The following is a 24,399-nucleotide window of genomic DNA, read 5'->3' as shown; positions in this document are numbered from 1 at the left end:
AACTCAGGTAAGGATAAGAAATCATGGCAACTATAATGATGGTGATCATGATCGGGTTATTGCTGCTGGGCTTCCCGATGATGGTTCCGCTGATTACCGGTGCGGTGGTCGGCTTTGTAATGATGTTCGACGGCTTCGGCCAGATGGGTACCTTCATCCAGCAGATGATGGGGGGCATCCGGCCGGCGTCGTTGATTGCAGTACCGATGTTCATTCTGGCTGCAGATATCATGACCCGCGGCCAGTCCGCGGATCGACTGATCAACATGGTCATGGCCTTTATCGGCCATGTGAAGGGCGGCCTTGCGATCAGTACTGCCACCTCCTGCACACTGTTCGGCGCGGTCTCCGGCTCAACCCAGGCGACTGTGGTGGCCGTGGGCTCCCCGCTGCGACCGAAGATGCTGAAGGCAGGCTACTCGGATCCATTCACTCTGGCACTGATCATCAACTCCAGTGACATAGCCTTCCTGATCCCGCCCAGCATTGGCATGATTATCTACGGGGTCATCTCTGAGACCTCCATTGCCGAGCTGTTCATTGCCGGTATCGGCCCTGGGTTTCTGATACTGTTCATGTTCTCGATCTACTGCCTGATCTATGCCTACAGGAACAATGTTCCCACCGAAGAGAAGGCCACCTGGAAACAGCGAGCGGTATCGGTTCGAGAGGCACTATGGCCACTGTTCTTCCCGGTCATTATTGTCGGCGGCATCTACGGCGGCATCTTCAGTCCGACCGAGGCAGCGGCAGTCTGTGTGCTCTATGCATTCCTGCTCGAGTTTGTCGTATTCCGCTCGCTCAAGCTGGCAGATATCTACAGGATTGCCAAATCAACCGGTCTGATAACGGCAGTCGTCTTCATCCTGGTGGCTGTGGGCAACGGCTTCTCCTGGATCATTTCCTTTGCCCAGATTCCGCAGTCCATCCTGGAAGCGGTTGGCGTCAATGAAGCCGGCCCGGTGGGCGTGTTGATCGCCATCTGTGTCGCGTTCTTCATTGCCTGTATGTTCGTGGACCCGATTGTGGTGATCCTGGTATTGACCCCCATCTTCGCACCGGCTATCGAGGCGACCGGCCTGGACCCGGTTCTGGTGGGTGTACTGATTACACTCCAGGTGGCCATCGGCTCAGCCACACCACCCTTTGGCTGCGATATCTTCACGGCCATCGCGATCTTCAAACGGCCCTACCTTGAGGTGATTCGGGGAACTCCGCCGTTCATCTTCATGCTGGTGGCGGCCGCAGGCCTGATTATCGCCTTCCCGGACATTGCCCTGTTCCTGCGGGACGTGGCGTTCAGGGATTAATGGAGAGACTCAAGGGTCCTTAAGGAGAAACCCATGTTCAAAAGAATCCTGGTCGCGGTGGACGGGTCCAAGACCTCGCTCAAGGCGCTGGACAAGGCCATCGATCTCCAGAAACTGATCCCCGAGGCGGAGATCTACATCCTCTGCGTGTACAAACACCACAGCCTGTTCGAGGCTTCACTGTCGATCGGTCGCCCGGCCGACATGGACATTCCGGACAAGGTGCTCTCGGAGTATGCGAAGGAAGTGGTAAACCATGCCAAAGACCTGGCCAAGGAACATGGCGCCACCAAGGTGCGCGGCTTTGTGAAAGCCGGACGGCCATCACGGGTGATCATCAAGTTCGCCCAGGACAAGGAAGCGGACCTGATTGTGGTCGGTACCAAGGGTACCAACAGCGACAAGGACGGCATGTTCCTGGGCAGTGTCTCCCACCGGGTGGCGTCCCACGCCAAGTGCCCGGTACTGGTGGTCTGACACTCCATCCCGGCCGGGATAGCGCCATCAGGCGCTATCCCGGGACCTTCCCAGCGCCATCACTGCCAACAACGCAGAGCCCACCATCAGCAACAGCGCCACCGCATTCAGTACTGGTGTCGATCCTTCCCGCAACCGATTGAACAGCGCAACGGTCAGCGGTGTATCACTGCCGGTGAGCATTACCGTGGTGTTGAAGTTCTCAAAGGACATCAGGAACGCCATCGCCGCTGCCCCGAAAATCGACGGCATCAGCCAGGGCAGCGTCACCGTGAACCAGGCCACCACGGGTGTGGCGCCCAGGTTCAGCGCCGCTTCTTCCAGCTGCCGGTCAAACTTGCGCAGGCGGGCAGCGATCACCAGGGTGGCGAGCGTGGCAATGAAAGTCACCTGCCCCATCACCACCAGAGTCATCCCCGGCCGGAACACATCCAGCTCGACACCCCACAGCCGGGAGGCATCATTGGCCATACCACTGTAGAACACCAGGATCGACACCCCCAGAATTACTCCCGGAATCACCAGCGGCAGCAACATCAGCAGGTACAGGAACTCCTTGCCGCGAAACTCCAGGCGCTCGAACAGCACCGCGTTGGCGCACCCCAGGGTAACGCTGACTACCGTCACCCAGAAGGCGATCTTGGTACTCACCCAGAGCGCGGACAACAGCGTGTCATCGTGGAACAGGCCGGTGCGACCACCAGAACCGTCCGCCAGGTACCAGTCCAGGGTAAAGCCCTTCCAGGGCAGCGACGGGAACGGGGCATCATTGAACGCAAATACCGCCGTCACGGTCAGGGGCAGTGCCAGGTAGACAAAAAACGCCGCCAGGTAGGCCAGGTACAGGCCATCGAACCAACGGGAGCGGGGAACCGACCGTATCATGCCCTCACCCCATGACCTTGCGCAGGGACTGGCCAGAGAGTTTCAGTCCCAGCCAGACGATCAGCGACGACAGTACCAGCAGCAAAACGCCGAGGGCGGCGCCCTGTTCCCAGTTAAAGCGGGTAATGAACTGGGTAAAAATCTGCCCGGTGAACCAGGCACTGTCCTTGCCGCCCATGAGGATGGGGGTCAGGTAACTGCCGAGGGTCAGCATGAACACCACGATGCAACCGGATACGATGCCAGGCATGGCCCAGGGCACCACCACCTCTCGCAGCACGGTGAGGTGGCTACCCCCGAGATCATAGCCGGCCTCCACCAGGTTCTCGTCCATGCCGTCCAGGGTGGTGACCAGCGGCACCACCATGAACAGCAGGCCGTTGTAGACCAGGCCGATGATCACCGCCACGTCGTTGTAGAGCATTTCCACCGGGCCATCCGCCCAGCCCAGAGCTTGCAGCCAGGAACTGAACAGTCCGCTTTCCCGTAAGAGGATCATCCAGCCGTAGGTACGCACCAGTTCACTGGCCCAGAACGGCACCAGGCACGCCAGAAACAGCAGTCCCTTGGCACGGCCCCGTGCCAGCCTCGCGATGTACCAGGCAATGGGAAAGGCAATCAGCAGGGTGAGAAACGTGGTGAACAGCGACATCACCCCCGTTCGGACAAAGGTGCGCCAGTAATAGGATTCGGTAAAGAAGTTCTGGTACTGCTCAAGCCCCCATGCCAGCGTATCCCAGCTCTCCCGGACCTGGAAGGATACCCGCAGCATCTGCAGGTGGGGTACCAGCACCAGCAGCACAATCCACAGCAGGAAGGGTGTGAGCAGCAACCACAGGGACAGGCGACCGGCACTGGCGTTCATGCGGCCCCCGGGGCAAACACCCTTGCCAGCATCGGATCCCACGCCAGCTGGACACCGGCACCCTCTCGCAATCTTGGCGCCGAGCCGTCCTGGGGTAACCGTGCATACAGGGTCTGGCCGGCACTGTCGGCCTCAAGACGACTGTTGGCGCCATCAAACAGGGTAGCGGTCACCGAAGCCCTGAGCGCCGAGTAATCGGGCCTCAGGGCGTCTCCTCCCAATACCAGGGATTCAGGGCGAATGAACAGGTCCACCCGCTCACCGATGGGCGGCGAACTCTGACCCAGCCGGCCACGGACCATACTGCCATCATCCAGCCGGAGTTCCGCCAGCTCGTCCTGCACGGCTACGAGCTCGCCGGTGAGGCGATTGTTATCTCCGACAAATCCGGCAACAAATGGGGTAGCCGGTTCCCGGTACAGTTCTTCCGGCGGGGCCACCTGGTCAAACCGACCATCCTTCATCACGGCGACCTGGTCCGACATCACCATGGCCTCGGACTGATCGTGGGTGATGTACACGAAAGTGGTCCCGAAGGCCTTCTGCAGATGCTTGAGTTCGATCTTCATCTGCTCCCTCAGTTTCAGATCCAGGGCCCCGAGAGGCTCGTCGAGCAGCAGCAGCGTCGGCTCCAGCACCAAACAGCGGGCCAGGGCCACACGCTGGCGCTGGCCACCGGAGAGCTCGCCCGGATTCCGGTTTTCCATACCGGGCAGGCCCACCTGCTCCAGCACCCGGGCGATCCGCGTGCGCCGCTCTGCGGCCGGTACTTTCTGGCGCTTCAGGCCATAACCGATGTTGTCACCCACCGACATGGTCGGGAACAGGGCCAGATGCTGGAACACCATGTTGACCGGGCGCCGGTTGGGGGGCACATCGTTCATGCGGGCGCCGCGGATGTGGATATCGCCCTCATCGGGCCGGTCAAAACCCGCCAGCAGCCGCAGCAGCGTGGTCTTGCCGCAGCCTGAGGGGCCCAGAATCGAGAAAAACGTGCCCGCGGGCACGTCGAGGGAAACATGGTCCACCGCGGCATTGCTGCCAAAGCGGCGGACCAGGTTCGAGCAGAACAGGTCGGACTCGATCCCCATAGAGATCAGTTCGCGGCCTGGACGCGGTCCAGCACCTGCCCTTCCAGGGTCTCCAGTCCGGGAGGTACCGGCGGATACCACTTGATATTATTGATTGCCTGGTCATTGAAGCTGGCGCGGTAGGCATCCCGCAGCTCCGCCCGGACAAACTCGTCCGCGCCTTTGGAGGCAGTAAAGTTACCCGAGGCGTTGGTGATCCGGGCGGCAATCTCCGGCTGCATCACGAAGTTGATCCACTTGTAGGCGGCTTCCTCGTTTTCACTGCGGCGGGGAATGGCAAAGGTGTCGATCCAGCCCAGGGCGCCGGAGTCCGGGGCCACGAAACGGATCTCCGGGTTCTCCGCGTTCAGTTTCCAGCCGCCGGCATCCCAGGCCATGGCCGCGGTCACCTCGCCGGTGCGCAACAACGCCAGCAGCTGGTCACCACCGGTCCAGTAGGTCTTCACGTTGCTCTTGCAGTCGATCAGCTTGTCTTCCACCTTCGCCAGGATCGATTCGTACTCGTCTCGGTCGTTATAGGCCGCGAAGGGATCCATACCCATGGCGAAGGCAAATCCGATGAGTGTCGGGCGCTTGAGACGGTAGCTGACCTCTCCGGCCACCGCCGGGTCACAAAGGTCGGTGTAATCTGTAACCGTATCCGCCACCGAGCTGTGGACGATCAGGCCGCTGGTACCCCAGACCGAAGGCACACCGTAGAATTCGCCATCCAGCTCGGTGGAGTCCTTGGTGGCCTTGACCATGGATGGCTGCAGCTGATCCGTGTTGACGCGGCTGAAATCGATGGGCTTGTAGATATTGAACTGGCGCTGAACACCGATGATCCGGTCCTGGCTGGGCTGGGCCAGGTCAAAGCCGGCACCGCCGGTGGCCCGCAGTTTGGAGATCATGTCCTCATTGTTGGAGAGGGTGACCTTCACATCGATTCCGGTCTCTTTCTCGAACTGGGCCACCACGTCGTCCGGGGCATATCCACCCCAGGTAATCAGTCGCAGCTCTTCAGCGAGCAGGCTTCCGGAAAAAGTGACAGCAGCCAGGAAGGTGGAGCCAAGCAGTGCGGATGTCCTTGCGGTGCGCGATCCCATGATCTTTGTATCTCCTGATAACGGTAGGTAACAAGTTTGCTAACCGGTTGTTATCAGGAAGGTATAGACCATGTATGTCAGTTTTGTGAAACCCCATTCACAAAAAACGGAGGCCGAGGCCTCCGTTCCGGATTCATTGATGTATCGGACTGACATCACCGCCCGGACTTGAGCATCTCCCAGTACTTGGCGTACACCTGCAGCGCCTCGTCTCCGATATCCACCTGGAACTCGGCGTTGGTCATGTCCTCGGGTGTCGGGTAGCTGGCGCGATTGTTGGCCACTTCCTCCGGCAGCATCTCTCGGGCGGCCAGGTTCGGAGTGGCATAGCCGATCTCCTCACTGATCAGTGCGGAAATTTCCGGCTGCAGCACAAAGCTGATGAACTTGTGGGCGGCCTCCGGGTTCTTGGCATTCTTGGGAATCACGAAACTGTCCAGCCAGGCGATGATGCCCTCTTCCGGATAGACGTATTCCAGTGCAGGCATGGTCTCTTCCGCCATCACCGCCTCGCCGTTCCAGATCATGCCGACATCGGTCTCGCCTTCCAGGTAGGGCACCCGGGGCGCGTCGGAGTTGAAGGTACGAACGGAGGGCATCAGCTCAGTCAGCTTTTCGTAAGCCGCCTTGATCTCCTCGGGATTGGTACTGTTGCCGGAATAGCCCAGCACCCGCAGACCCACGTGAAACACTTCGCGCATATCATTGGTGAGCATCACCCGGCCTTCAAAACGCTCGTCCCACAGATCGGCCCAGGCGGTCACCGGCTCGCCTTCAACATCGGCGGTGTCCACCGCCAGGCCGGTGGTGCCCCACAGGTAGGGAATACTGAACTTGTTGTCCGGGTCGATGTCCAGGTTTACCAGATCCGGGTCCAGATTGTCGAAGCCCTCGATCTTGCTGCGATCGATGGGCATCAGCAGGTCTTCCTGGCGCATCTTGCTCACGTAGTAGGTGGAGGGCACGGCCAGGTCATAGGCGGCGCTGTCATCCAGCAGCTTGAGCTTGGCATACATGGCTTCGTTGCTGTCGTAGGTGGTATAGACCACCTGGATGCCGGTTTCTTCCTCGAAGCGCGTCAGCACTTCCTGCGGCATGTATTCGGACCAGTTATACAGGTTGAGAACCTTCGGCTCCTCGGAACTGCAGCCAGTCAGGCCTACAGCCAGCAGGCCGGCCAGTGCGAGTTTCTTCATCGTTTGCTCCTTGTAAGAATCCATTGCGACAACATCAGCATAACCAGTGAAAACACCAGCAACAGCGTGCCCAGGGCATTGACCTCGGGCTTGAGCCCCACCCGCACCATGGAGTAGATGCGCAGGGGCAGAATTTCATAACTGGGGCCACTCACAAAGGTACTGACCACCACATCGTCCAGTGACAGTGTAAACCCCAGCAGCCAGCCCGCCAGTAACGCCGGCATGATCACAGGGATCAGCACCGTCCGGGTCATGGTGAAATCGGAGGCACCCAGGTCCCGGGCCGCCTCGGGCAGGCTCTCATCAAAGCCGCTCAGCCGGGCCATCACGGTAATCACCACGAACGGCAGGCAGAAGGTGACGTGGGCCAGCAGCAGTGACACATAGCCAAGCTGGATGCCCACCAGCAGGAACAGTGCCAGCAGCGAGATCGCCAGCACAATCTCCGGCGACATCATCACCACGAACAGCATGCCATTGAGCACTTTCTTGCCCCGGAACCGGTACCGGTGTAGCGCCAGCGCCGTCAGTGCCCCGATAATGGTGGAGACGGTCGCCGCCGAGAGCGCCAGCCACAGGGAGTTCCACATCGCCTCCACCATGGCGTTGTTGTTGAACAGGGACTGGTACCAGCGCAGGCTCAGCCCGCCCCAGGTGTAGCCGCTGCGGGAGTCATTGAAAGAGAACACCACCAGCACACCAATGGGCACGTACAGCAGCAGATAGACCAGTACCAGATAGGCTCTTGGCAACCACCGGGTCATCCCGCGCCCTCCTCACCGATACGCTGTTTGCTCAGGCGGTGGGCGAGCATGAGGATGGCCATGGTCACCGTCAGCACAATGCTCGCCGCCGCCCCGAACGGCCAGTCCCGCGCATCCAGAAACTGGTTCTTGATGACGTTACCCACCAGCAGGTTGCGGGACCCGCCAAGGATATCCGGTACGAAGAACAGCCCCATAGCGGGCAACAACACCAGCATCACACCGGCCAGAACGCCCGGCAGGGTCAGTGGTACGATCACGTGGATAAAGGTGGCGAAGCGGCCGGCGCCCAGGTCATGGGAGGCCAGCAACAGCTCCTGACGCAGGTCGTCAAACACCGAATACAGCGGCAGGATCATGAACGGAAGCAGCAGATAGACCAGACCGATGATCACCGCGCCCTCGGTATAGAGCATCTGGAGTGGTTCATCGATCCAGCCAAGCCCCATCAGGGCACTGTTGATCAGACCGTTGGTGGCCAGCAGCATCTTGAGAGCGTAGGTACGCACCAACGAGTTGGTCCAGAACGGTACGATCAACAGGAATATCAGCAGCAACTGGCGCTGCTTGCCCAGTTTCGACAGGGCCCAGGCAAAGGGATAGCCGATCAGCAGACAGACCAGGGTCGTCATCGCCGCCATATAGAGGGAATGCAGGAAGACCTCCAGGTACAGCGGGTCGAACAGCTGCCGGTAGGCATCCAGGTTCAGGGGCAATGAGATGAACGTGCCCGGATCCCGGGTCATCACACTGGCACCCACCACCAACAGGTTCGGCGCCAGCACCAGAAACAACAACCAGCCCCACACCAGCACCAGCACCGCCGTCCTGAACGGCTGCCGGGTAATGCTAGGCATCGGTCAGTGCATCCTCATGGACAGGTTCATCCGCCTCCTCCGGGAGCAACCACTCCCAGCCATCGACCCAGCTCACCTTCACCGGTTCGCCCAACCGGTAATCGAAGGCGGGGTCGTCCTCGTCGAAAAACTCGCTGGCCAGTACTTCGGTGCCATCATCCAGGTGGATCACCGAGTCCAGTGTACTGCCCTTATAGTTGCGCTCGACGATCTTGCCGGCCACGCCCTGCTCATCGGCCGGATCAAGCACGCGGATATCCTCGGGGCGCAGCAACACATGCAGCGGCTGCCCTTCCCGTACCGGGAAGTCCGGGCGGCGCAGGGTCCGTTTCAGGCCGAACACATCCACGGTGATGGCGCCGTCATGGATCGACTCCACTTCGCCCGGAAAGAAATTGGTCTCACCGACGAAACGCGCGGTAAACAGGTTGGCCGGGCGCTCGTACACCTCCCTGGGGGTGCCCAGTTGCTGGACCACACCATCCTTGAGCACCACCACCCGGTCGGACATCGACAACGCTTCTTCCTGGTCATGGGTGACAAACACGAAGGTGATGCCCAGCTCCCGCTGCAAGCGCTTCAGCTCCACCTGCATGGTGCGCCGCAACTTGTAATCCAGGGCCGAGAGCGGCTCATCCAGCAGCAACAGTCGCGGGCGCTTGACCACCGCCCGGGCAATCGCCACACGCTGCTGCTGGCCACCGGACAGCTGATGGGGCTTGCGACGCATGTAATCCTGCAGCTGAACCATCGCCAGCGCTTCCTCGACACGCTCGCGAATCTCCTCCTTCGGTCGCTTCTCCATTTTCAGGCCGTAAGCGACGTTGTCGAACACCGACATGTGGGGAAACAGTGCGTAATGCTGGAACACGGTATTCAGGGGACGGTGTTCCGGCGGGGTGCCAGTCAGGTCTTCCCCGGACAGGGTAATGGTGCCGGCATCGGCATGTTCGAAGCCCGCCATCAAACGCAGCAAGGTGGTTTTGCCACAGCCTGACGGACCCAGGAGGGTAATGAATTCCCCGTCATAGATGTCCAGGTTCAGGGAATCCAGAACGGTTTTGCCGTCAAACTGTTTGGTGAGATTACTCAGAGAAAGCAGTGTCTTTTTCATCGGCCCTGCCCGGAAAGTGAGCCCGCTATTTTTCCAGAAAGCGTAGCAAACAAAAAGGGGCGTCGGGGTAATCCGAAACCCCGACGCCCCTTGTTTTCAGGACCTTAAGCGTTTTGGGCGATCACTCGCCGGCAACACTGTTCAGATAGGCCTTGTCCGAGATGTTGATCCAGGGACGTACCTGCTTCAGGTAGTCACGCTGGGAAGTGATAATTTCCTTGGCCAGCGGATCCTTGGCCGCCGCTTCCTCGAGCAGACGGTCGGTGGTTTCACGCAGGGCGTCGATAACTTCCGGCGGGAACACCTTGTGGGTCACGTCCGGATAGTCTTCCTTCATCTTGTTCCAGGCAACGCTGCTTTCATGCACACTCTGGATGTACATGTCATACGCTGCGGTGCGCATGGCGACCCGGAGAATCTCCTGCAGATCCGCCGGCAGCTTGTTCCAGGTCTTGTTGTTGATCAGGAACTGAACCTCGGCACCCGGCTCCTGCCAGCCAGAGTAGTAGTACTTCGCAATCTGGTGGAAGCCCATGGGGAAGTCCAGTGCCGGGGCCACCCATTCCAGAGCATCAATGGTGCCACGCTCAAGGGCGCTATACAGTTCTCCGGGCGGGATATTGGTCACCGCGACGCCCAGCTCTGACATGACCTCGCCGGCAAAGCCCGGGGTGCGCATTTTCAGACCCTGGAGATCTTCCACGGAGTTGATTTCCTTGCGGAACCAGCCACCCATCTGGTTACCGGTATTACCGCCCGGGAATGACAGCACGCCGTAAGGCTCGTAAACCTTCTGCATGAGCTCCATACCGCCGCCATGGTAGAACCAGGCGTACATTTCCGGTGCGATCAGGCCGAACGGAATGGTGGTGAAATACATGGCATTGGGGATGGTGCCCTTGTAGTAGTATGAGGCAGTGTGCCCCATGTCGTACTGGCCGGTACGCACCAGGTCAAAAATGCCGAAAGGCGCCTTGTGCTTGTTGGAGGCGTCCACACGGACTTTCAGCCGACCATCGGACATGGATTCGACCATGTCAGCAAAGTGCTCGGTGGTTTCCCCCAGGATTGGTGAATTCGGCCCCCAGGTCTGAGCCAGGGTCAGGGTATGAGTTTCCTGTGCCAGCGCAGACACGCTGAAGGCCGACGCCGCAACAGCCACAGCGGCAAAGAAAGACTTGCGTAAATTCATGGTGTTGGCTTCCGCTTTTTATAGGTATGAATAGGTATTTCGGGTCCATGTCCATCATAGCCTGCTAACGGCCTGGAGCCAATCTTTGTCATAAATCAACGGCTGGCCCTGCGACATCATGCCACACAGGCACTACTCTATTATCCAACTCTCCTGGATTCGGTCTTTTCCATGAAGCACCTGTTTCTCGTACGTCATGCCAAGTCCAGCTGGGCGGATGAAGCCCTCAGCGATCACCAACGCCCGCTCAACAGCCGCGGCGAAAGCCAGCTCGCTCCGCTTGGCCGGGCACTGGTGCGCAGCGGTGCCTTCGGTGGCACCATCCATGCCAGCGATGCAGTCAGGGCACGGCGGACTCTGGCAGGCATTGTTCCGGCAGGATTTCCCGATAACCGGGTTCAGGTCACCCCGGAGCTTTACACCTTCGACTACCGCCGGCTCCTGCACTGGCTCAAAGCCCTGGACGACGGGGAAGAAACCATCACCATCATCGGCCATAACCCCGCCCTGCTGGAACTGGCCGGGCACCTGCTCAAGCATCCACCCGCGAACCTGCCCACGGCCGGCTTTGTGCACATACGGTTACCGGACAAGCCCTGGCGCAAGATGGCGGCCGGCAAAGGTCGGCTCGAAGCCTTCCTCACGCCCAGGGAATTCAGCTACCAGCAGTTCGATCGCAAACGGAAAAAACGGGCCCGGACCACCGGCGACGAGCCCGGACGCGACATTCCCGAGGCCCTGTCCCATCAGCTCCAGCGCATGCGGGAACTGGAACCGGGGGTGAAGGTAGGGCTGGATGATGAGTTCCTGCACCAGTTCCGGATTGCCATCCGGCGCAGCCGGGCCATTACCGAATCGGTGGAGGAAGTCTCCGGCGACAAATCCCTGGACCGATCGATCAGGCAACTCAAGCGCAACGCACGCGCCACCAGCAGGCTCCGGGATCTGCATGTATTCCTCCAGGATCTGCCGGCACTCTGTGAACACAACAGCGAGCTGCAAACTGCCCTCGGCACCTGGGCAGAAACCGAGGCCGACCAGGAGCACCACGCCCTCGTCAAACGGCTCGGGAGCAAGCCCTACCGGGACGCCATGCACCACTGGGACAATCAGATTCATTCCCGCCAGTTCCGGAAACTGGCCGGACGGCTGACACCAAAAGACATCCGGAAGGCGGTAGAGAATCGTATACGGGAGTTCAACAGGCGTACCGCCGAGTTGTTACACAACTCACCGGATGACGACATTCACCGGCTCCGGAAGCTGCTCAAGCGTATCCGCTACCTGATGGAGCTGGATGCCAGGGGCTGGAAACAGCCACTCAAGACCCTGAAATACCGCCAGGAGCTCTATGGCCGGTTCCAGGACCTGCACGTGCAGATCGAGCTGGTCAAAGCCTTCAGAACGCGCGCACCGGAAACGCTGCCGGGGGCCGTCGATGGCCTGAAGGAGAGACTGGAACAGCAGAAAGCGGACGCCCGACGCCAGATACTCGCGCTAGGAGGACTCGATGGAGCCCCGGTATGACACTCTCTTCTACGATGGCCAGTGCCCGTTGTGCGCCCGGGAAGTCCGGGCGCTGAGGCGCCTGAACAAAGGCAACCTGGTTCTGGCGGATATCCACCAGCAGCGCAACGGCAGCCTGATCCTGCCGCCCCACGAGATGCTGCTGCGCCGCCTGCACCTGATGACCTGGACCGGCGAATGGGTTACCGGCCTGCACGCCACCGTACGCGCCTGGTCCCACACACCGTTCGGCTTTCTCTTCAAGCCCCTGCTCTGGCCGGGGATCCACCAGATCGCCTCACCGGTATACGAGCTCTGGGCTGACCGACGCTATGAACGCAAATACGCCTGCGCAGAGTGCGACGCAGGCTGACTGGCAAAGCTCCGGAATCAGGGTTGATCGTCCAGAGGCGCGCCCTGATCGCATTTCTTGCACTCCAGGTCAAAACCCAGCATGGACCGCCGGCCCTCTTCAGTGGTGACCCAGGGACGGTTCACCCAGGGCGGGTCATGGCGCACATGCTGGTTATGGCCGCAGGCAAGTTGGGCGACCCAGTGGTTTTCCTCGTCCCGGTGATAACCGGTGATGGATTGTTTCATTGCGGTGATTTCCTCCCATTCCAGGCCGACCAGGAATAGATCGCGAGCGCCACCCAGATCATGACAAAACTGGCCAGCTTCTCACCACTCAGGGGCTCTTCGAACACAAACAGGGCAATGAGGAACTGGATGGTCGGGTTGATGTACATGAGAAATCCCACCGTCGCCAGCCGCAGCCGGCGGGCCGCACCGGCGAACGCCAACAGCGGGATGGCAGTGACGATACCGGAAGACAGCAACAACAGCATCATGCCGGTGCTGTCGGAGAAGTGGGAAACACCCTCACTACCAAGCCAGGCCCAGGTCAGCAGGGCTACGGGCAGCAGCAGGAGCGTTTCCACAAACAGGCCGGAGAGCCCATCCAGTTCCACTTTCTTCCGCAACAGGCCATAAGTGCCGAAACTGAAGGCCAGAATCAGGGTGATCCAGGGCACGATGCCCAACAGGAACAACTGGTACAGGATGGCCACGGTGGCCAGCACCACCGCGATGGCCTGCAGGCGGGTAATGGTCTCCCTGAGAATCAGCATCCCCATAGCCACGTTCACCAGGGGCGTGAGGAAGTAGCCAAGGCTGGCCTGGAGCACATGGCGGGTTTCCACCGCGTAGATATACACGCCCCAGTTCAGGGCAATGAACACGGCACAGCCGAGCACAAAGCCCAGCTTGCGGGGTCTGGCCAGGGCCAATCTCACCGGCTGCCAGCGCTGCATGAGCGTGATCACGATGGCAAGGAACAGGCAGGACCAGATCACCCGGTGGATCAGGACCTCCCAGGCGGGCACCCCCTCGAACAGGGCGAAATACAGGGGGAAACTTCCCCACATGGTGTAGGCCGCAAGGCCATAGAGAACGCCCTTGGTCGTCTCGGGTGTGGCTGCTTTCATAGGTTCCTCATTATCCAGCCGGTCAATCTACCACAAGGACGATGATGAGTGCGCTTGAACGAACGGCTTACCTGCAGCAGGCCTTGAACTTTTTCCCGCTGCCGCAGGGACAGAGTTCATTGCGACCGGGCTTGAGCTGACCCTCCTCGGTCTCGCCGGAGAGGTAATACCAACGCCCGTCTTCCCGGACAAAGTCGGATTTTTCCTCGAGATAGCCCCAAGCGGCACCGGCACGATAAACAGCGCGAAAATGGACCCTGCCCCTGCTACCCTGTTCCGTGCTATCGAGGATCTTAAGATTCACCCAGTCCGGCGAGCCGTCCAGGCCCAGTTCCGGGGGACGGGTATCGGGATGCCAGGTCGCAAGCAGATAATCCGCCCGCCCCTGAACAAATGCCGTATACCGGGACCGCATCAGCGCTTCCGGAGACGGCGCCGGTTCACCCCGGTGCCACGGGCCGCAGCATTGTTCATAGGTTCTCCCCGAGCCGCATGGGCAGAGGGTGTTTGACTGCTCAGGTATCATTTCGTGGGTTTGCTCCGGTTTGGCTGTGGAGCCCCAAAGTGTATCAAGTTCAGAAGGATGAAAAGGCTTGTTTGACCTTTCCGTGGCACAGCTCGTCCTGGCCAATCTGGCCATTATCGCCGGTGCCTGCCTGCAGGGGGTTGCCGGTTATGGTATCGGCACCCTGTCCGCACCGCTGCTGTTCCTGATCAGCCCGATCCTGTTGCCGGCGCCCCTGGTGCTGAATGCGACGCTGCTCACTATCCTGATGCTGATCCGCAACCGCGGTGCCCTGGAAATCCGGCAGGTGCGCTTTGCCATCGGCGGCGGGTTTGTCGGCATGATCCTGGCGGGCATTACCCTGGTACTGATTTCCCCGAATGGGTTTGAACTGGTGTTCGGCATCCTGATCCTGGCCGGTGTCGCCTTGAGCGTGGGCGGTCTCAAACCCCGACTCAATGCCCGCAACAGCGTCATCGCCGGTGCCGCTTCCACCTACATGGGCACCATTACCGCTGTCGGCGGGCCACCGATTGCCCTGATCTACCAGAACGAGAAGGGCCCACTGGTGCGGGCGAATATGTCCGCGTTCTTTCTGGTTGCCAGTTTCTTCAGTCTGACCGCCCTGGCACTGTCCGGCTATCTCGGCATTCGGGAACTGGGACTGTTCGCAGCCACCTTTCCGGGAGTGCTCATCGGCTTCCTGATGTCCGGAAAACTGGTAAACCGAATGCCTTTTGAAGGACTGAGACCGATCATCCTGGGGATCGCCGCAGTGGCGGGAACGGCGGCACTGGTGCGGGGGCTGATGTCGCTCTGAAGGCCAAACATATCCCGGAAACCGGATGTTTCACGAGATTTTACATTTCAGATGACCAAACTTTCACCAATCAGGGCCAGAATGGTGCAATAAAAAGGAATCAAAGAGAAGCGGACTCCGTCATGGCTCTACGGCACCAGGAAGTCGTTGAAACCCGGATCGACGTTGCCGACCTGGAAATCGGCATGCACGTAATCCGGCTGGATCGGCCGTGGGAAGATACCGACTTCCTGCTGCAGGGCTTTGTCATCCAGAACAAGTCCGAACTGCAGGCCCTTCAGGCCCAGTGCCAGTTCGTGTTTATCGAAGGCCGCGTCGAGGCGGCCGCACCCGCAGCCCGATCGGAACAACCCGCCCGGAAACGCTTCAGCCTGTTCGGCAAGCGCAAGAAATCCCCCGCCCAGCAGCCCCCGACAGCCTCGTCCCGGAGCAAGCTGCCCCGCAAGCGCGTCAATTACATCAACAAGGTCAGCATGTCGGAGGAAATGGGGCCGGCGGTGATGCGTTTCGAGGAGGCCCGGGATACCGCGAAGTCCCTGATGGCCGGGCTTCGCCTGGGGCGCACCCTGGATCTGAACAATGCCCGGAAAGTGGTCAACAGTTGCGTGGACAGCGTTCTGAGAAACGAGAATGCCCTGCTGCTGCTCACCAAGATCAAGAATCAGGACGAATACACCGCCGAGCACTGCATCAACGTATCGATCCTCTCCGCCGCGTTTGGCAAACATCTGGGACTGCTGGAAGGGGAAATCCGCAACCTGGCCCTGTGCGGGCTTCTGCACGATGTCGGCAAGACCCGGATTCCGGACCGGGTCCTGAACAAGCCCGGCGCCCTGACCCCGGACGAATTCAGCATCATGCGGGAACACACCAATCACGGCCGCTCCATTCTCATGGGCACCAGCAATGCCCTGGCAACGGCAGTGGATGTGGCCTTCAGCCACCATGAACGGATGGACGGTTCCGGTTACCCGCGCGGGCTGCAGAGCCACCAGATTCCGCTGTTTGCGAAAATGGTCGGCCTGGTGGACACCTACGACGCCATCACCAGCAACCGGATCTACGACAAGGGCCGGGCCTCCATGCAGGCGCTGGAGATCATCCACACCCATCGGGGCACCCAGTTCGACGAGGAACTGGCCGAGGCCTTTATCCAGATGATCGGTGTCTACCCACCCGGTTCGATCGTGGAAATGCACAACGGCGAAGTGGGCATCGTGGTGGAAACCCGGCCCGGGCAAAAGCTCAAGCCCAAGGTTCTGCTGGTACGGGAAGCTGATAAATCCCTGCTTGAGCCCTACCGCCTGATCGACCTGATGACTTTACCCGATGACCACGCCGGCAACACCTATCGCATCAAGAAAGAAGTGCCGGATGGCAGCTTCGACATCGTCTTGCAGGACTTCGTCGATCAGGGGCTGATCACCAGCAAACCTTCTCAACCAGCCCCGTAATCGGATTATCCGGGACGCTTGGTGACCGCCATGGTCAGGCGTGAGATGCAGGTGGTTTTGCCCTCTTCGTTCTCGATACGGATTTCCCAGACCTGGGTGGCGCTGCCGATATGCAGAGCGGTGGCGGTTCCGTAAACCCAGCCTTTGCTGACCGGACGGATGTGGTTGGCGTTGATGTCCAGACCCACGGCAACGGTACCGGGATCCTTCAGGCAACAGTTGGCGGCCATGCTGCCCAGGGTTTCTGCCAGCACCACCGAGGCACCGCCATGCAGGATACCGAACGGCTGGACCGTGCGCTCATCCACCGGCATCCGGCCCTTCACGTAATTGTCACCGACTTCGAGGTATTCAATGCCCATGTGGCCAACAGCCGTTTTCCGGCTGGCTTCCATCATTTGCTCTAGATTCGGGGTTCTGGTCCAGATTGCCATGGTGGTACGTTGCTCCTGAATTGAACTTGTTCGGTACGCGCTAATGGCCTGAGTCTATCCGGTTAGCTTGCTCAGCACCACGGCTTTTATGACCTTACAGATCCACTCAGTAAACCCGAACCAGCTCCCGCTTTTCCCAGCCGAGCCGGCCGGTTTCCACAACCTGGCGGCGAATACCCGGTACCGGCCGGATCATGAACAGGTCGCCGTCTCGGCCCACCAGGGTTCGGGGCACGCCGCAGGCCCGGGCTATATCCGCATTGGTCTCCATATGCTCCATCTCGCCATGGACCGGAATCGCCAGGTTGGGTTTCACCCATCGGTACATGGTTTCCAGTTCCTCCTGGGCCGGATGGCCGGAGGCGTGGATGGGAACGCCGGCATCTTCGGCGGTGATCACCCGGACGCCCAGCTCTTTGAGTCTCGAGATCAGCGCTTCAATGGCCTCCTCGTTGCCCGGGATCGCCCTTGCGCTGAAGATCACGGTATCGCCGGCCTCCAGCTCGAAGTCCGGATGGCTGCCCATCGAGAGCCGCCGAAGCGCGGTCCTGGGCTCGCCCTGGCTGCCGGTCGCCACCGCCAGCACCTCTTCCCGGGGCAGGTAACCAAGGTGGGAAGGATTGATCAGTTCGTCGGCCCGGTCCCAGATACCCGCTGCCTTGGCGGCACCACTCATGTTGATCAGGGAGCGCCCCAGCAGCCCCATGTAACGGCCGGTCTCCCGGGCAATCCCCGCCAGGGTATGCAGCCGCGCAATGTTGCTGCCAAAGCAGGTCACCACAACACGGCCTTCGGCGCTGCGCACAGCGTCCAGAAGCCCCTTGTGCAGGGCCGCCTCGGACAGGGAATGCCCCTTCACCGTGGCGTTGGTGGAATCGCAGACCATGGCAGCCACCCCTTCCTCCGCCAGATCGGTGAAGGTCCCGGGCGAGTAGCCATGGCCAACCAGGGGCTGGTCATCCAGCTTCCAGTCACCACTGTGGAAAATATTGCCCAGCGGCGTGCGGATCATCAGGGCGTTGGGATCGGGAATGGAATGGGTCAGGGCCAGCCACTGCACATTGAACGGACCGATCTGCCTTTCCTCACCTTCCTCACCCGTATTGACCTCGATAATCGGCACCCGATGCAGGAGATCGAATTCCGCCAGTTTCCGGCGCAGGATCTCGGCGGTGAACCGGCTGGTGTAGACCGGGCATTGCAGCATCGGCCAAAGGTAGGGCACCGCACCGACATGATCCTCGTGGGCATGGGTGATGACCAGGCCCGCCAGCTGTTCGCGACGATCGGCGATAAAGGCCGGGTCGGCCATCTGTACCGGCGGCTCGCCACGGTGATGTACGGTGCCATCGGCCGCAATCCGGCCCGGTTTCGGGAAGGTGACACCGCAATCCACCATCAGCCACTGACCATCGTGACCGTAGAGGTTCAGGTTCATGCCGATTTCGCCGGTGCCGCCAAGGGGTAAAAACCAGAGGTCGTTGTGGTCCGGGGTCATTGCGGGGAATTTTCCAGGTATTTCAGCACCAGGGCCTCGTGGGTTCCGTTCATTTCAATCAGTTTCAGGGCCGCGCGAATGTCATCGGCATAGGCCAGGGCCGGGGAATCCTTGGCTACCGCGATCCAGGAGCGCTCACCCGGCACGAAGAACGGTGACACCCTCGCCGCCAAATCCAGTTTCCGGACAGTGTACAGCCCTACCAGTTCCGGCGCGATCACCACATCGACCCTGCCCCGGGCCATCATCAGCATCAGGTTTTCATAGCGTGGGGCCGGCTCTTTCGTCAGGTTCTCGTCGCTGTCGAAGCGATTGAAATACCGCGCGCCCTCAAGTACTCCGATGCGCTTGCCGTACAGGTCCGAATACCGGTCGATCCGGTGATTATCATTCAGGTAGAAAAACAGCCGGCGTTCCGGCGGAAAGGCGGGGGCCACAAATTCCAGATCTTCATCCCGCGCATCAGTACGCACCGGGCCAAGCATGATATCCACCTCGCCCTGGGTCACCATCCGGAGGACACGGCGGAAGGGAGCTTCCCGATAATGCACCTGCCAACCGAGCAAATCCGCGATTTCCTCGAAGATTTCCACGTAGAGGCCGCTTTTCTGATCCGCTTCGATAATTCGGTAGGGAGGTGCGTGGTTCACCCCGACCGTCACGGCTAACGGCTCGACGGTCTCTGTACCCCGCTGGGCCATGGCAGGAACAGCCATCAACACCAGCAGGAGAAGAATGATACGTCCCATCTAAAAAGCATCCTTTGCGGATTTTCCGTGCATTTGGAACAGACGACGATCTGTTTCTGGCCACTAACGAGTATAGCCGCTCCAGATCTGCTCCCCGTGAATTTACGTATGCAGGGTTGAATCCGGACCGTTCCGATGCCAGCTCGGTAAGTACATCGGACAAATTGTGCCATTTATTCCGAAACGAGAGGTACCGACCTGTATGAAGATCCTGATGGTTCTGACATCACACGACCAAATGGGCGACACCGGCCACAAGACCGGTTTCTGGCTTGAAGAGTTCACCGCGCCCTACTACGTGTTCAAGGACGCCGGTGCCGACATCACCATCGCCTCTCCCAAGGGCGGCCAGCCGCCGGTGGATCCGAACAGCGAAGCCGAAGGGGCCCTCACCGAGACCACCGAACGCTTCATGAAGGACGCCCACGCCAAGGAAATGCTCGCCAGCACCAAGAAGCTGAGCGATGTCGACATGAACGAGTATGACGCGGTTTTCTATCCCGGCGGCCACGGCCCGCTGTGGGACCTGGCCAACGACGAGACCTCTATCGCGCTGATCAAGAAAGCCTACGATCAGGACAAGGTCATCGGCGCAGTGTGCCACGCCCCGGCCGTGTTCAAAAACGTATTCATCAAGCCGGAGCAGAATATCGTCGGCGGCCGGAAGGTTACCGCCTTCACCAACACCGAGGAAGATGCGGTACAGCTGACCAACATCGTGCCGTTCCTGGTCGAGGACATGCTCAAGGACAACGCCGGGGAATACACCCGGGGTGACGATTGGGCCCCTCACATCGTGGTCGACGGCAAGCTGATCACCGGGCAGAACCCGGCCTCCTCCGAGGGTGCTGCCAAGGCGGTGGTGCAGGCTTTGCAGGAGGGCTGACTGCCGGTGAAGGAGGGGTCAGAAGAAAGCGTTCTTCTGACCCCGGAGTTGGCGCTGAGCCTGGGGTCTGATGAAATCGTTCATCTGACCCCTTTTTAATGTCTCCGACTCCTCCGATACACATCCCCCAGCCTGTGCTATGTTTCTGTGAAACTTCCTGCAGACTGGCCTTCGTCATGAGCAACCCCAAACACACTCTTTTCTGGATGACGCTGTTCCTCGGCGTGGTGGTGGTCGTTGGTGTTCTGATCCACAAGCCCCTGATGACCGCCTTCATGGCCAACTGGGTCTTCAACCTGCTGATTGTCGGCGTTCTGATTGTCGGCATCGCCCTGACCTATCGACAGGTGTTTGTCCTGTTCCCGGAGCTGCGCTGGATTGCCCAGTTCCGCACGGGCCATGCCGGTCTTTCGGTGGTGCAGGAGCCCCGCCTGCTGAAGCCCCTGGCCCGACAGCTGGGTGAAGAGGCCAAACGGGACCGGTTTACCCTGTCGACGCTTTCGCTGCGCACGGTGCTGGACGGTATCCATTCACGCATGGATGAGCAGAGGGAAATCACACGGTATTTCATCAGCCTGCTGGTGTTCCTGGGTCTGCTGGGCACCTTCTGGGGGCTGCTGGGCACGATCAATGCAGTGGGGCAGGTAATCACCGGGCTGGACATGAGTCAGGAGGATTTCGGCAAGGTATTCGCGGACCTGCAGGAGGGCCTGCTCAAGCCACTGGAGGGCATGGGAACGGCCTTCAGTTCTTCACTGCTGGGACTGGGCGGCTCACTGATCCTGGGCTTTCTCGATATCCAGGCCGGCCATGCCCAGAACCGTTTCTACGACGGGCTTGAGGAGTGGCTCACGGGGGTCACCAACCTCGTCGACCGGGTCGATGACCAGAAAGAGCCGTCATGATCGGATCCAAACGCCGCAGCCGCAGTACCACCAACGTCTGGCCGGGCTTTGTGGACGCCTTGTCCGCCCTGCTGATGCTCGTGATCTTCATGCTACTGATCTATGTGGTCAGTCAGCTCTATCTGTCCCAGACCCTGTCAGACCGCGATACGCAGCTCGCCCGCCTGAATGCCCAGCTGGATGAACTGTCAGAGCTGCTGGGGATGGAACGGAGCAGAACCGAGGCCCTGGAAGAGCAGATGATCACGCTGCAGGAGGACTACAGCAGCAGCCTGGCCCGTAACGACGAACTGGTGAGCAGCCTCGAATCCACCCGCGAACAGCTGATGCAGCAGACCGCCACGGCCGAGGCCCAGGCCGAGCGACTGGCCCGCATGGAACAGTCGATGGCCCAGAAGGACGACATGTCCGCGAGCCAGCAGGCCATGATCCTGCGCCTCTCCAACCAGATTGCCTCTCTGCGGGAACAACTGCGGAAAATTGCCTCGGCACTGGAATTACAGGAACAGATGACCGCGGAGAAGGAAGAGGAGCTGGCGAAGGTCAGCCAGCGCCTGAACACCCTGCTGGCCGAACGGGTCAATGAACTGGAGCAGTACCAGTCGGAATTTTTTGCCCGCCTCCGGGATATCCTGGCCACCAACGAGAATATCCGGATCGTGGGCGACCGCTTCCTGCTGCCTTCGGAACTGCTGTTTGCCTCAGGCTCGGCGGAACTGGGCGAGGACGGCAAGCGCGAACTCGACAAACTGGCGAACCTGCTGCTGGATGTTGCCAGCAAGATTCCCGAAGATGTCGACTGGATCCTGCGCGTAGACGGGCACACCGACATCGTGCCTATCAATACGCCGAAATTCCCCTCCAACTGGGAGCTGTCCACCGCTCGCGCCGTGGCGGTGGTACGTTACCTGGCTGCCCAGGGGGTACCCGAGCGGCGCATGGTGGCCGCAGGCTTTGGCGAGTTCTTCCCAGTAGCCGAAGGCACCAGTCCGGAGGCGCTGCGGAAGAACCGGCGGATTGAGTTGAAGCTGACGGATCGGTGAACCTGAAACGGGCCCCGTGGAGACTTACCGGACTGGAGGTGTGCCCAATATATCGGGCCAACACCCAAGGCATTTTTCAATCGCCTGACCGATTGCCAATAGTCTCTGATCCTGCCAGGGACCGGCCAGTATCTGGAGCCCAACCGGCATGCCCGCCTCATCTTTGCCTGCGGGCATACTCAATCCGCATAGTCCCAAATAGTTGCCCATGGCAGTATTTCGCAACGTCTGCATATTGGCTTTCACATAGGCTTCGGGCTTACTGAGGCTCGCTACCGTTGGCGGAGTGAGGGTAACGGTTGGAGTCAGGAGTGCATCAATCCTTGCCAGTTCTGACGCCGCTTTTTCAGAAAACTTGTTTATCAACTGGCGACGATGAATGTATTCCCAGGCCGGTAGCTGTTCGGCAGTATGCAGTCTGGCCGCCACGTCCGGGTCTAACGACTCAATAAAGTCTGGCAACTCAGTCTTCATAAAAGCAGCTAGTTCTGGTGCCGCCACTCCTCCCTTAAGGAAGACAGAATAAATTTCATCCAGCCCTGACAACTCGAAACTGACAAGTCTGGCACCCGCTAATTCAAGCTGTCTCAATGACCGCTCAATGGCTTCAGCAATCCCTGGACTGCAGTTCTCCCAGAAGAATGCCTCTGGAACGCCAAAAGTGAGATCCGCAAGATCTGGCGTATCCGGCACTCGACTTCCACGCCTGTGTACTTTCGGATCCAGCGCATTGAATGCGTATGCAAGGTCTTCAACGCGATGGGCAAGCATCCCGGGCGAGTCCAGCGTGCGTGAGAGAGGAACAATTTGTGCTTTTGGCCATCGGCCTTCGGTTGTTTTCAGACCGGCCACGCCTGTCATGGCTGCAGGCACACGAACCGAACCGGCAGTATCCGTCCCGAGAGCCAACGAAGCCGTTCCGTTGATCAGTGAAACACCTGCCCCGGAACTGGAGCCCCCGGGAACACGATGTGAACTCGTATCCCACGGGTTTTTCGGCGTTCCCCAGTGAGCGTTAGTGCCCAGCCCTCCAAACGCGAATTCAACGCAGTGTGTTTTGCCAACGACAGGCGCAAGTTGAGATTGCAATGCATCTATCAAGGGCCCCGCCGCCTGCCACTGCTCGGGTAACGGCCTTGCGCATCCCGCATGGATCGGAAGACCAGGAACACCGTATAAATCCTTGACTGATATGGGAATCCCCATCAAAGCACCGGTATTGCCACCAGCCGCTCGAACCCGATCGCTAGCGATGGCAAGGCTCAGTGCCTTCTCGGGATTCCAGTGAACATACGAATTGTCGTATTGACCATAGGCCTCGTACGCAGCGATCGAAGCCTCGACAAGTGCTCTACCTGTGAGCATTCCATCCGCGAGCCTTTCCGACAGCTCTCTGAGCGGCATTGCCAGAAGGCGATTCTGAAGCATCATCGCACCTTTGCTACCTCATCCAACCGAACCCGGAGAGCATCCGGGTGGAATTGTCCATGCCGCTGCTGAACATCCTCTGGGGAAATTGCGAACCTCCAAGGCTGAAGGCCGCGTTGAGCAGGCACACGGTGGGGTCATCCAGTCGCAGGGTTGGTGCAATTTTCGGGGCATCCCCTTTGAACTTCATTACAGTTCCCCATTGCTGGTCCTGAACCCAGCCATTGATCATCTCCCGCAAGTGACGGTCATGCAGCAACACTTGGCTGTCGGCCTTGTCGTCCAGACAAATGATCAGCACCCCTTGTTCGCGCAGAACCTCCAGGCACTGCCCGATACGCCGATACTCCTGCTCGCTCATCCCGGTATTCAACCGCAACTCAGACAGATCTCCCGGCTCTTCGGATAGCAGGACACGCAGCAAGCCATCCCGGCTGTTTGGGCTGTAGGAGCGACTATCGGGTGCAAAACCCTGCGAACCCAGCAGTCTATGGATGCTCTCGGATCGGTCAGCACTGCCCTTCAAGTGAACTATCAGGGGTGCCTGAAGGTCTGTGTCAGTACTGATCAATACGACGCTCTGGTAACGCTTTCCCCAAATCATCCGGGCTGGACCTGAGCCGGCGTCCTGCTGAGACTGCAGACTTCCCGCGTTACAAGAGACAAACAACACCGGCAGCTTGTTCACGGATCTTTCTCCAGAAATAATCAGATCAACAGCTGAGGCTCATCGCCCCAGCTTTTTTACAGGGGTATCCGGAATTTCTGGTTGATAAAATGCCAAAGATGTAAAGAAGAAAATCTTTCTCAGCGGATTATCTGATTGATCCTCTTCAGCCTACTCT

At 59.6% G+C, this 24,399-nt stretch carries 26 protein-coding genes; 9 read left to right on the top strand and 17 right to left on the bottom strand.

The window, feature by feature from the left end:
- The first annotated feature begins 23 nt into the window (after nt 1-23).
- Nucleotides 24-1,310, top strand: coding sequence for a TRAP transporter large permease (locus DET50_RS06180; protein ID WP_113862008.1), 1,287 nt, complete (start codon nt 24-26; stop codon nt 1,308-1,310).
- 33 nt (nt 1,311-1,343) lie between these two features.
- Nucleotides 1,344-1,787, top strand: coding sequence for a universal stress protein (locus tag DET50_RS06175; RefSeq protein ID WP_113862007.1), 444 nt, complete (start codon nt 1,344-1,346; stop codon nt 1,785-1,787).
- A gap of 27 nt (nt 1,788-1,814) precedes the next feature.
- Here the strand turns inward: DET50_RS06175 and DET50_RS06170 are convergent, their stop codons facing one another.
- From DET50_RS06170 to DET50_RS06130, 9 genes are all read right to left on the bottom strand, one after another.
- Nucleotides 1,815-2,672, bottom strand: coding sequence for an ABC transporter permease (locus DET50_RS06170; RefSeq protein ID WP_113862006.1), 858 nt, complete (start codon nt 2,670-2,672; stop codon nt 1,815-1,817).
- Nucleotides 2,673-2,676: 4 nt separating this feature from the next.
- Nucleotides 2,677-3,537, bottom strand: a complete 861-nt coding sequence (locus DET50_RS06165) for an ABC transporter permease (RefSeq protein ID WP_113862005.1) — start codon at nt 3,535-3,537, stop codon at nt 2,677-2,679.
- A complete protein-coding gene (locus DET50_RS06160; protein ID WP_113862004.1) occupies nt 3,534-4,628 on the bottom strand; it encodes an ABC transporter ATP-binding protein in 1,095 nt (364 codons plus the stop codon). The genes DET50_RS06165 and DET50_RS06160 overlap by 4 nt, the downstream gene beginning before the upstream one ends.
- A gap of 5 nt (nt 4,629-4,633) precedes the next feature.
- The gene (locus tag DET50_RS06155; protein WP_113862003.1) at nt 4,634-5,713 is read right to left on the bottom strand and encodes an extracellular solute-binding protein; all 1,080 of its coding nucleotides are present in this window, start codon (nt 5,711-5,713) and stop codon (nt 4,634-4,636) included.
- A 155-nt stretch (nt 5,714-5,868) separates the two neighbouring features.
- A complete protein-coding gene (locus DET50_RS06150) occupies nt 5,869-6,909 on the bottom strand; it encodes an extracellular solute-binding protein (RefSeq protein ID WP_113862002.1) in 1,041 nt (346 codons plus the stop codon).
- The gene (potC, locus tag DET50_RS06145) at nt 6,906-7,676 is read right to left on the bottom strand and encodes a spermidine/putrescine ABC transporter permease PotC (RefSeq protein ID WP_113862001.1); all 771 of its coding nucleotides are present in this window, start codon (nt 7,674-7,676) and stop codon (nt 6,906-6,908) included. Before potC ends, DET50_RS06150 begins: the two co-directional genes overlap by 4 nt.
- Nucleotides 7,673-8,533, bottom strand: a complete 861-nt coding sequence (potB, locus tag DET50_RS06140) for a spermidine/putrescine ABC transporter permease PotB (RefSeq protein ID WP_113862000.1) — start codon at nt 8,531-8,533, stop codon at nt 7,673-7,675. The genes potC and potB overlap by 4 nt, the downstream gene beginning before the upstream one ends.
- Nucleotides 8,526-9,647, bottom strand: a complete 1,122-nt coding sequence (potA, locus tag DET50_RS06135) for a spermidine/putrescine ABC transporter ATP-binding protein PotA (RefSeq protein WP_113861999.1) — start codon at nt 9,645-9,647, stop codon at nt 8,526-8,528. Before potA ends, potB begins: the two co-directional genes overlap by 8 nt.
- A 121-nt stretch (nt 9,648-9,768) precedes the next feature.
- A complete protein-coding gene (locus tag DET50_RS06130) occupies nt 9,769-10,839 on the bottom strand; it encodes a TRAP transporter substrate-binding protein (protein WP_113861998.1) in 1,071 nt (356 codons plus the stop codon).
- Between the two features lie 171 nt (nt 10,840-11,010).
- On the opposite strand from DET50_RS06130, the gene DET50_RS06125 reads away from it, so the two are divergent.
- Both DET50_RS06125 and DET50_RS06120 read left to right on the top strand, forming a co-directional pair.
- A complete protein-coding gene (locus DET50_RS06125; protein ID WP_113861997.1) occupies nt 11,011-12,366 on the top strand; it encodes a CHAD domain-containing protein in 1,356 nt (451 codons plus the stop codon).
- Nucleotides 12,350-12,718, top strand: a complete 369-nt coding sequence (locus DET50_RS06120; protein ID WP_113861996.1) for a thiol-disulfide oxidoreductase DCC family protein — start codon at nt 12,350-12,352, stop codon at nt 12,716-12,718. The genes DET50_RS06125 and DET50_RS06120 overlap by 17 nt, the downstream gene beginning before the upstream one ends.
- A gap of 17 nt (nt 12,719-12,735) precedes the next feature.
- Here the strand turns inward: DET50_RS06120 and DET50_RS06115 are convergent, their stop codons facing one another.
- From DET50_RS06115 to DET50_RS06105, 3 genes are all read right to left on the bottom strand, one after another.
- Nucleotides 12,736-12,945: a DUF3565 domain-containing protein gene (locus DET50_RS06115; RefSeq protein WP_113861995.1), complete on the bottom strand. Its 210-nt coding sequence runs from the start codon at nt 12,943-12,945 to the stop codon at nt 12,736-12,738.
- Nucleotides 12,942-13,832 carry an EamA family transporter RarD gene (gene rarD / locus DET50_RS06110; protein WP_113861994.1) on the bottom strand — a complete coding sequence of 297 codons (891 nt, stop codon included), beginning with the start codon at nt 13,830-13,832 and terminating at the stop codon, nt 12,942-12,944. The genes DET50_RS06115 and rarD overlap by 4 nt, the downstream gene beginning before the upstream one ends.
- Before the next feature lie 67 nt (nt 13,833-13,899).
- Nucleotides 13,900-14,358 (bottom strand): YchJ family protein, encoded by a 459-nt coding sequence (locus tag DET50_RS06105; RefSeq protein WP_113861993.1) that lies wholly within the window; start codon nt 14,356-14,358, stop codon nt 13,900-13,902.
- A gap of 67 nt (nt 14,359-14,425) precedes the next feature.
- On the opposite strand from DET50_RS06105, the gene DET50_RS06100 reads away from it, so the two are divergent.
- Nucleotides 14,426-15,157 (top strand): sulfite exporter TauE/SafE family protein, encoded by a 732-nt coding sequence (locus tag DET50_RS06100; protein ID WP_113861992.1) that lies wholly within the window; start codon nt 14,426-14,428, stop codon nt 15,155-15,157.
- Between the two features lie 122 nt (nt 15,158-15,279).
- Nucleotides 15,280-16,611: a cyclic di-GMP phosphodiesterase gene (locus DET50_RS06095; protein ID WP_113861991.1), complete on the top strand. Its 1,332-nt coding sequence runs from the start codon at nt 15,280-15,282 to the stop codon at nt 16,609-16,611.
- Nucleotides 16,612-16,616: 5 nt separating this feature from the next.
- Here the strand turns inward: DET50_RS06095 and DET50_RS06090 are convergent, their stop codons facing one another.
- From DET50_RS06090 to DET50_RS06080, 3 genes are all read right to left on the bottom strand, one after another.
- The gene (locus DET50_RS06090) at nt 16,617-17,045 is read right to left on the bottom strand and encodes a hotdog fold thioesterase (protein ID WP_113861990.1); all 429 of its coding nucleotides are present in this window, start codon (nt 17,043-17,045) and stop codon (nt 16,617-16,619) included.
- Nucleotides 17,046-17,151: 106 nt separating this feature from the next.
- Nucleotides 17,152-18,543 carry a ribonuclease J gene (locus DET50_RS06085; protein WP_113861989.1) on the bottom strand — a complete coding sequence of 464 codons (1,392 nt, stop codon included), beginning with the start codon at nt 18,541-18,543 and terminating at the stop codon, nt 17,152-17,154.
- A complete protein-coding gene (locus DET50_RS06080) occupies nt 18,540-19,292 on the bottom strand; it encodes a substrate-binding periplasmic protein (RefSeq protein ID WP_113861988.1) in 753 nt (250 codons plus the stop codon). The genes DET50_RS06085 and DET50_RS06080 overlap by 4 nt, the downstream gene beginning before the upstream one ends.
- Nucleotides 19,293-19,494: 202 nt before the next feature.
- Here DET50_RS06080 and DET50_RS06075 point away from each other — a divergent pair, with 202 nt between their 5' ends.
- The 3 genes from DET50_RS06075 to DET50_RS06065 all read left to right on the top strand — a co-directional run bounded on the left by DET50_RS06075 (nt 19,495) and on the right by DET50_RS06065 (nt 22,126).
- Entirely contained in the window at nt 19,495-20,178 is a 684-nt protein-coding gene (locus tag DET50_RS06075) for a type 1 glutamine amidotransferase domain-containing protein (RefSeq protein ID WP_113861987.1), read from the top strand.
- A gap of 176 nt (nt 20,179-20,354) precedes the next feature.
- Nucleotides 20,355-21,083, top strand: coding sequence for a flagellar motor protein MotA (locus DET50_RS06070; RefSeq protein WP_113861986.1), 729 nt, complete (start codon nt 20,355-20,357; stop codon nt 21,081-21,083).
- Nucleotides 21,080-22,126, top strand: a complete 1,047-nt coding sequence (locus tag DET50_RS06065) for a peptidoglycan -binding protein (protein WP_113861985.1) — start codon at nt 21,080-21,082, stop codon at nt 22,124-22,126. The genes DET50_RS06070 and DET50_RS06065 overlap by 4 nt, the downstream gene beginning before the upstream one ends.
- Before the next feature lie 24 nt (nt 22,127-22,150).
- Here the strand turns inward: DET50_RS06065 and DET50_RS06060 are convergent, their stop codons facing one another.
- On the bottom strand, nt 22,151-23,554 hold the full coding sequence (locus DET50_RS06060; RefSeq protein WP_113861984.1) for an amidase: 1,404 nt from the start codon (nt 23,552-23,554) through the stop codon (nt 22,151-22,153).
- Between the two features lie 13 nt (nt 23,555-23,567).
- Entirely contained in the window at nt 23,568-24,242 is a 675-nt protein-coding gene (locus DET50_RS06055; protein ID WP_113861983.1) for a class III extradiol ring-cleavage dioxygenase family protein, read from the bottom strand.
- Nucleotides 24,243-24,399: the final 157 nt, after the last annotated feature.

The organism is Marinobacter pelagius, assembly GCF_003315345.1.
GTDB classification, from domain to species: domain Bacteria; phylum Pseudomonadota; class Gammaproteobacteria; order Pseudomonadales; family Oleiphilaceae; genus Marinobacter; species Marinobacter pelagius_A.
Note: the sequence above shows the minus strand (reverse complement) of the source record. Positions and strands in the feature narration are given on the sequence as shown.

Excerpts from the sequence above, each read along its gene's own strand:
- DET50_RS06180 (WP_113862008.1), top strand. The coding sequence starts at position 24 with ATGGCAACTATAATGATGGTGATCATGATCGGGTTATTGCTGCTGGGC.
- DET50_RS06175 (WP_113862007.1), top strand. The coding sequence starts at position 1,344 with ATGTTCAAAAGAATCCTGGTCGCGGTGGACGGGTCCAAGACCTCGCTC.
- DET50_RS06170 (WP_113862006.1), bottom strand. The coding sequence starts at position 2,672 with ATGATACGGTCGGTTCCCCGCTCCCGTTGGTTCGATGGCCTGTACCTG.
- DET50_RS06165 (WP_113862005.1), bottom strand. The coding sequence starts at position 3,537 with ATGAACGCCAGTGCCGGTCGCCTGTCCCTGTGGTTGCTGCTCACACCC.
- DET50_RS06160 (WP_113862004.1), bottom strand. The coding sequence starts at position 4,628 with ATGGGGATCGAGTCCGACCTGTTCTGCTCGAACCTGGTCCGCCGCTTT.
- DET50_RS06155 (WP_113862003.1), bottom strand. The coding sequence starts at position 5,713 with ATGGGATCGCGCACCGCAAGGACATCCGCACTGCTTGGCTCCACCTTC.
- DET50_RS06150 (WP_113862002.1), bottom strand. The coding sequence starts at position 6,909 with ATGAAGAAACTCGCACTGGCCGGCCTGCTGGCTGTAGGCCTGACTGGC.
- potC (WP_113862001.1), bottom strand. The coding sequence starts at position 7,676 with ATGACCCGGTGGTTGCCAAGAGCCTATCTGGTACTGGTCTATCTGCTG.
- potB (WP_113862000.1), bottom strand. The coding sequence starts at position 8,533 with ATGCCTAGCATTACCCGGCAGCCGTTCAGGACGGCGGTGCTGGTGCTG.
- potA (WP_113861999.1), bottom strand. The coding sequence starts at position 9,647 with ATGAAAAAGACACTGCTTTCTCTGAGTAATCTCACCAAACAGTTTGAC.
- DET50_RS06130 (WP_113861998.1), bottom strand. The coding sequence starts at position 10,839 with ATGAATTTACGCAAGTCTTTCTTTGCCGCTGTGGCTGTTGCGGCGTCG.
- DET50_RS06125 (WP_113861997.1), top strand. The coding sequence starts at position 11,011 with ATGAAGCACCTGTTTCTCGTACGTCATGCCAAGTCCAGCTGGGCGGAT.
- DET50_RS06120 (WP_113861996.1), top strand. The coding sequence starts at position 12,350 with ATGGAGCCCCGGTATGACACTCTCTTCTACGATGGCCAGTGCCCGTTG.
- DET50_RS06115 (WP_113861995.1), bottom strand. The coding sequence starts at position 12,945 with ATGAAACAATCCATCACCGGTTATCACCGGGACGAGGAAAACCACTGG.
- rarD (WP_113861994.1), bottom strand. The coding sequence starts at position 13,832 with ATGAAAGCAGCCACACCCGAGACGACCAAGGGCGTTCTCTATGGCCTT.
- DET50_RS06105 (WP_113861993.1), bottom strand. The coding sequence starts at position 14,358 with ATGATACCTGAGCAGTCAAACACCCTCTGCCCATGCGGCTCGGGGAGA.
- DET50_RS06095 (WP_113861991.1), top strand. The coding sequence starts at position 15,280 with ATGGCTCTACGGCACCAGGAAGTCGTTGAAACCCGGATCGACGTTGCC.
- DET50_RS06090 (WP_113861990.1), bottom strand. The coding sequence starts at position 17,045 with ATGGCAATCTGGACCAGAACCCCGAATCTAGAGCAAATGATGGAAGCC.
- DET50_RS06085 (WP_113861989.1), bottom strand. The coding sequence starts at position 18,543 with ATGACCCCGGACCACAACGACCTCTGGTTTTTACCCCTTGGCGGCACC.
- DET50_RS06080 (WP_113861988.1), bottom strand. The coding sequence starts at position 19,292 with ATGGGACGTATCATTCTTCTCCTGCTGGTGTTGATGGCTGTTCCTGCC.
- DET50_RS06075 (WP_113861987.1), top strand. The coding sequence starts at position 19,495 with ATGAAGATCCTGATGGTTCTGACATCACACGACCAAATGGGCGACACC.
- DET50_RS06070 (WP_113861986.1), top strand. The coding sequence starts at position 20,355 with ATGAGCAACCCCAAACACACTCTTTTCTGGATGACGCTGTTCCTCGGC.
- DET50_RS06065 (WP_113861985.1), top strand. The coding sequence starts at position 21,080 with ATGATCGGATCCAAACGCCGCAGCCGCAGTACCACCAACGTCTGGCCG.
- DET50_RS06060 (WP_113861984.1), bottom strand. The coding sequence starts at position 23,554 with ATGCTTCAGAATCGCCTTCTGGCAATGCCGCTCAGAGAGCTGTCGGAA.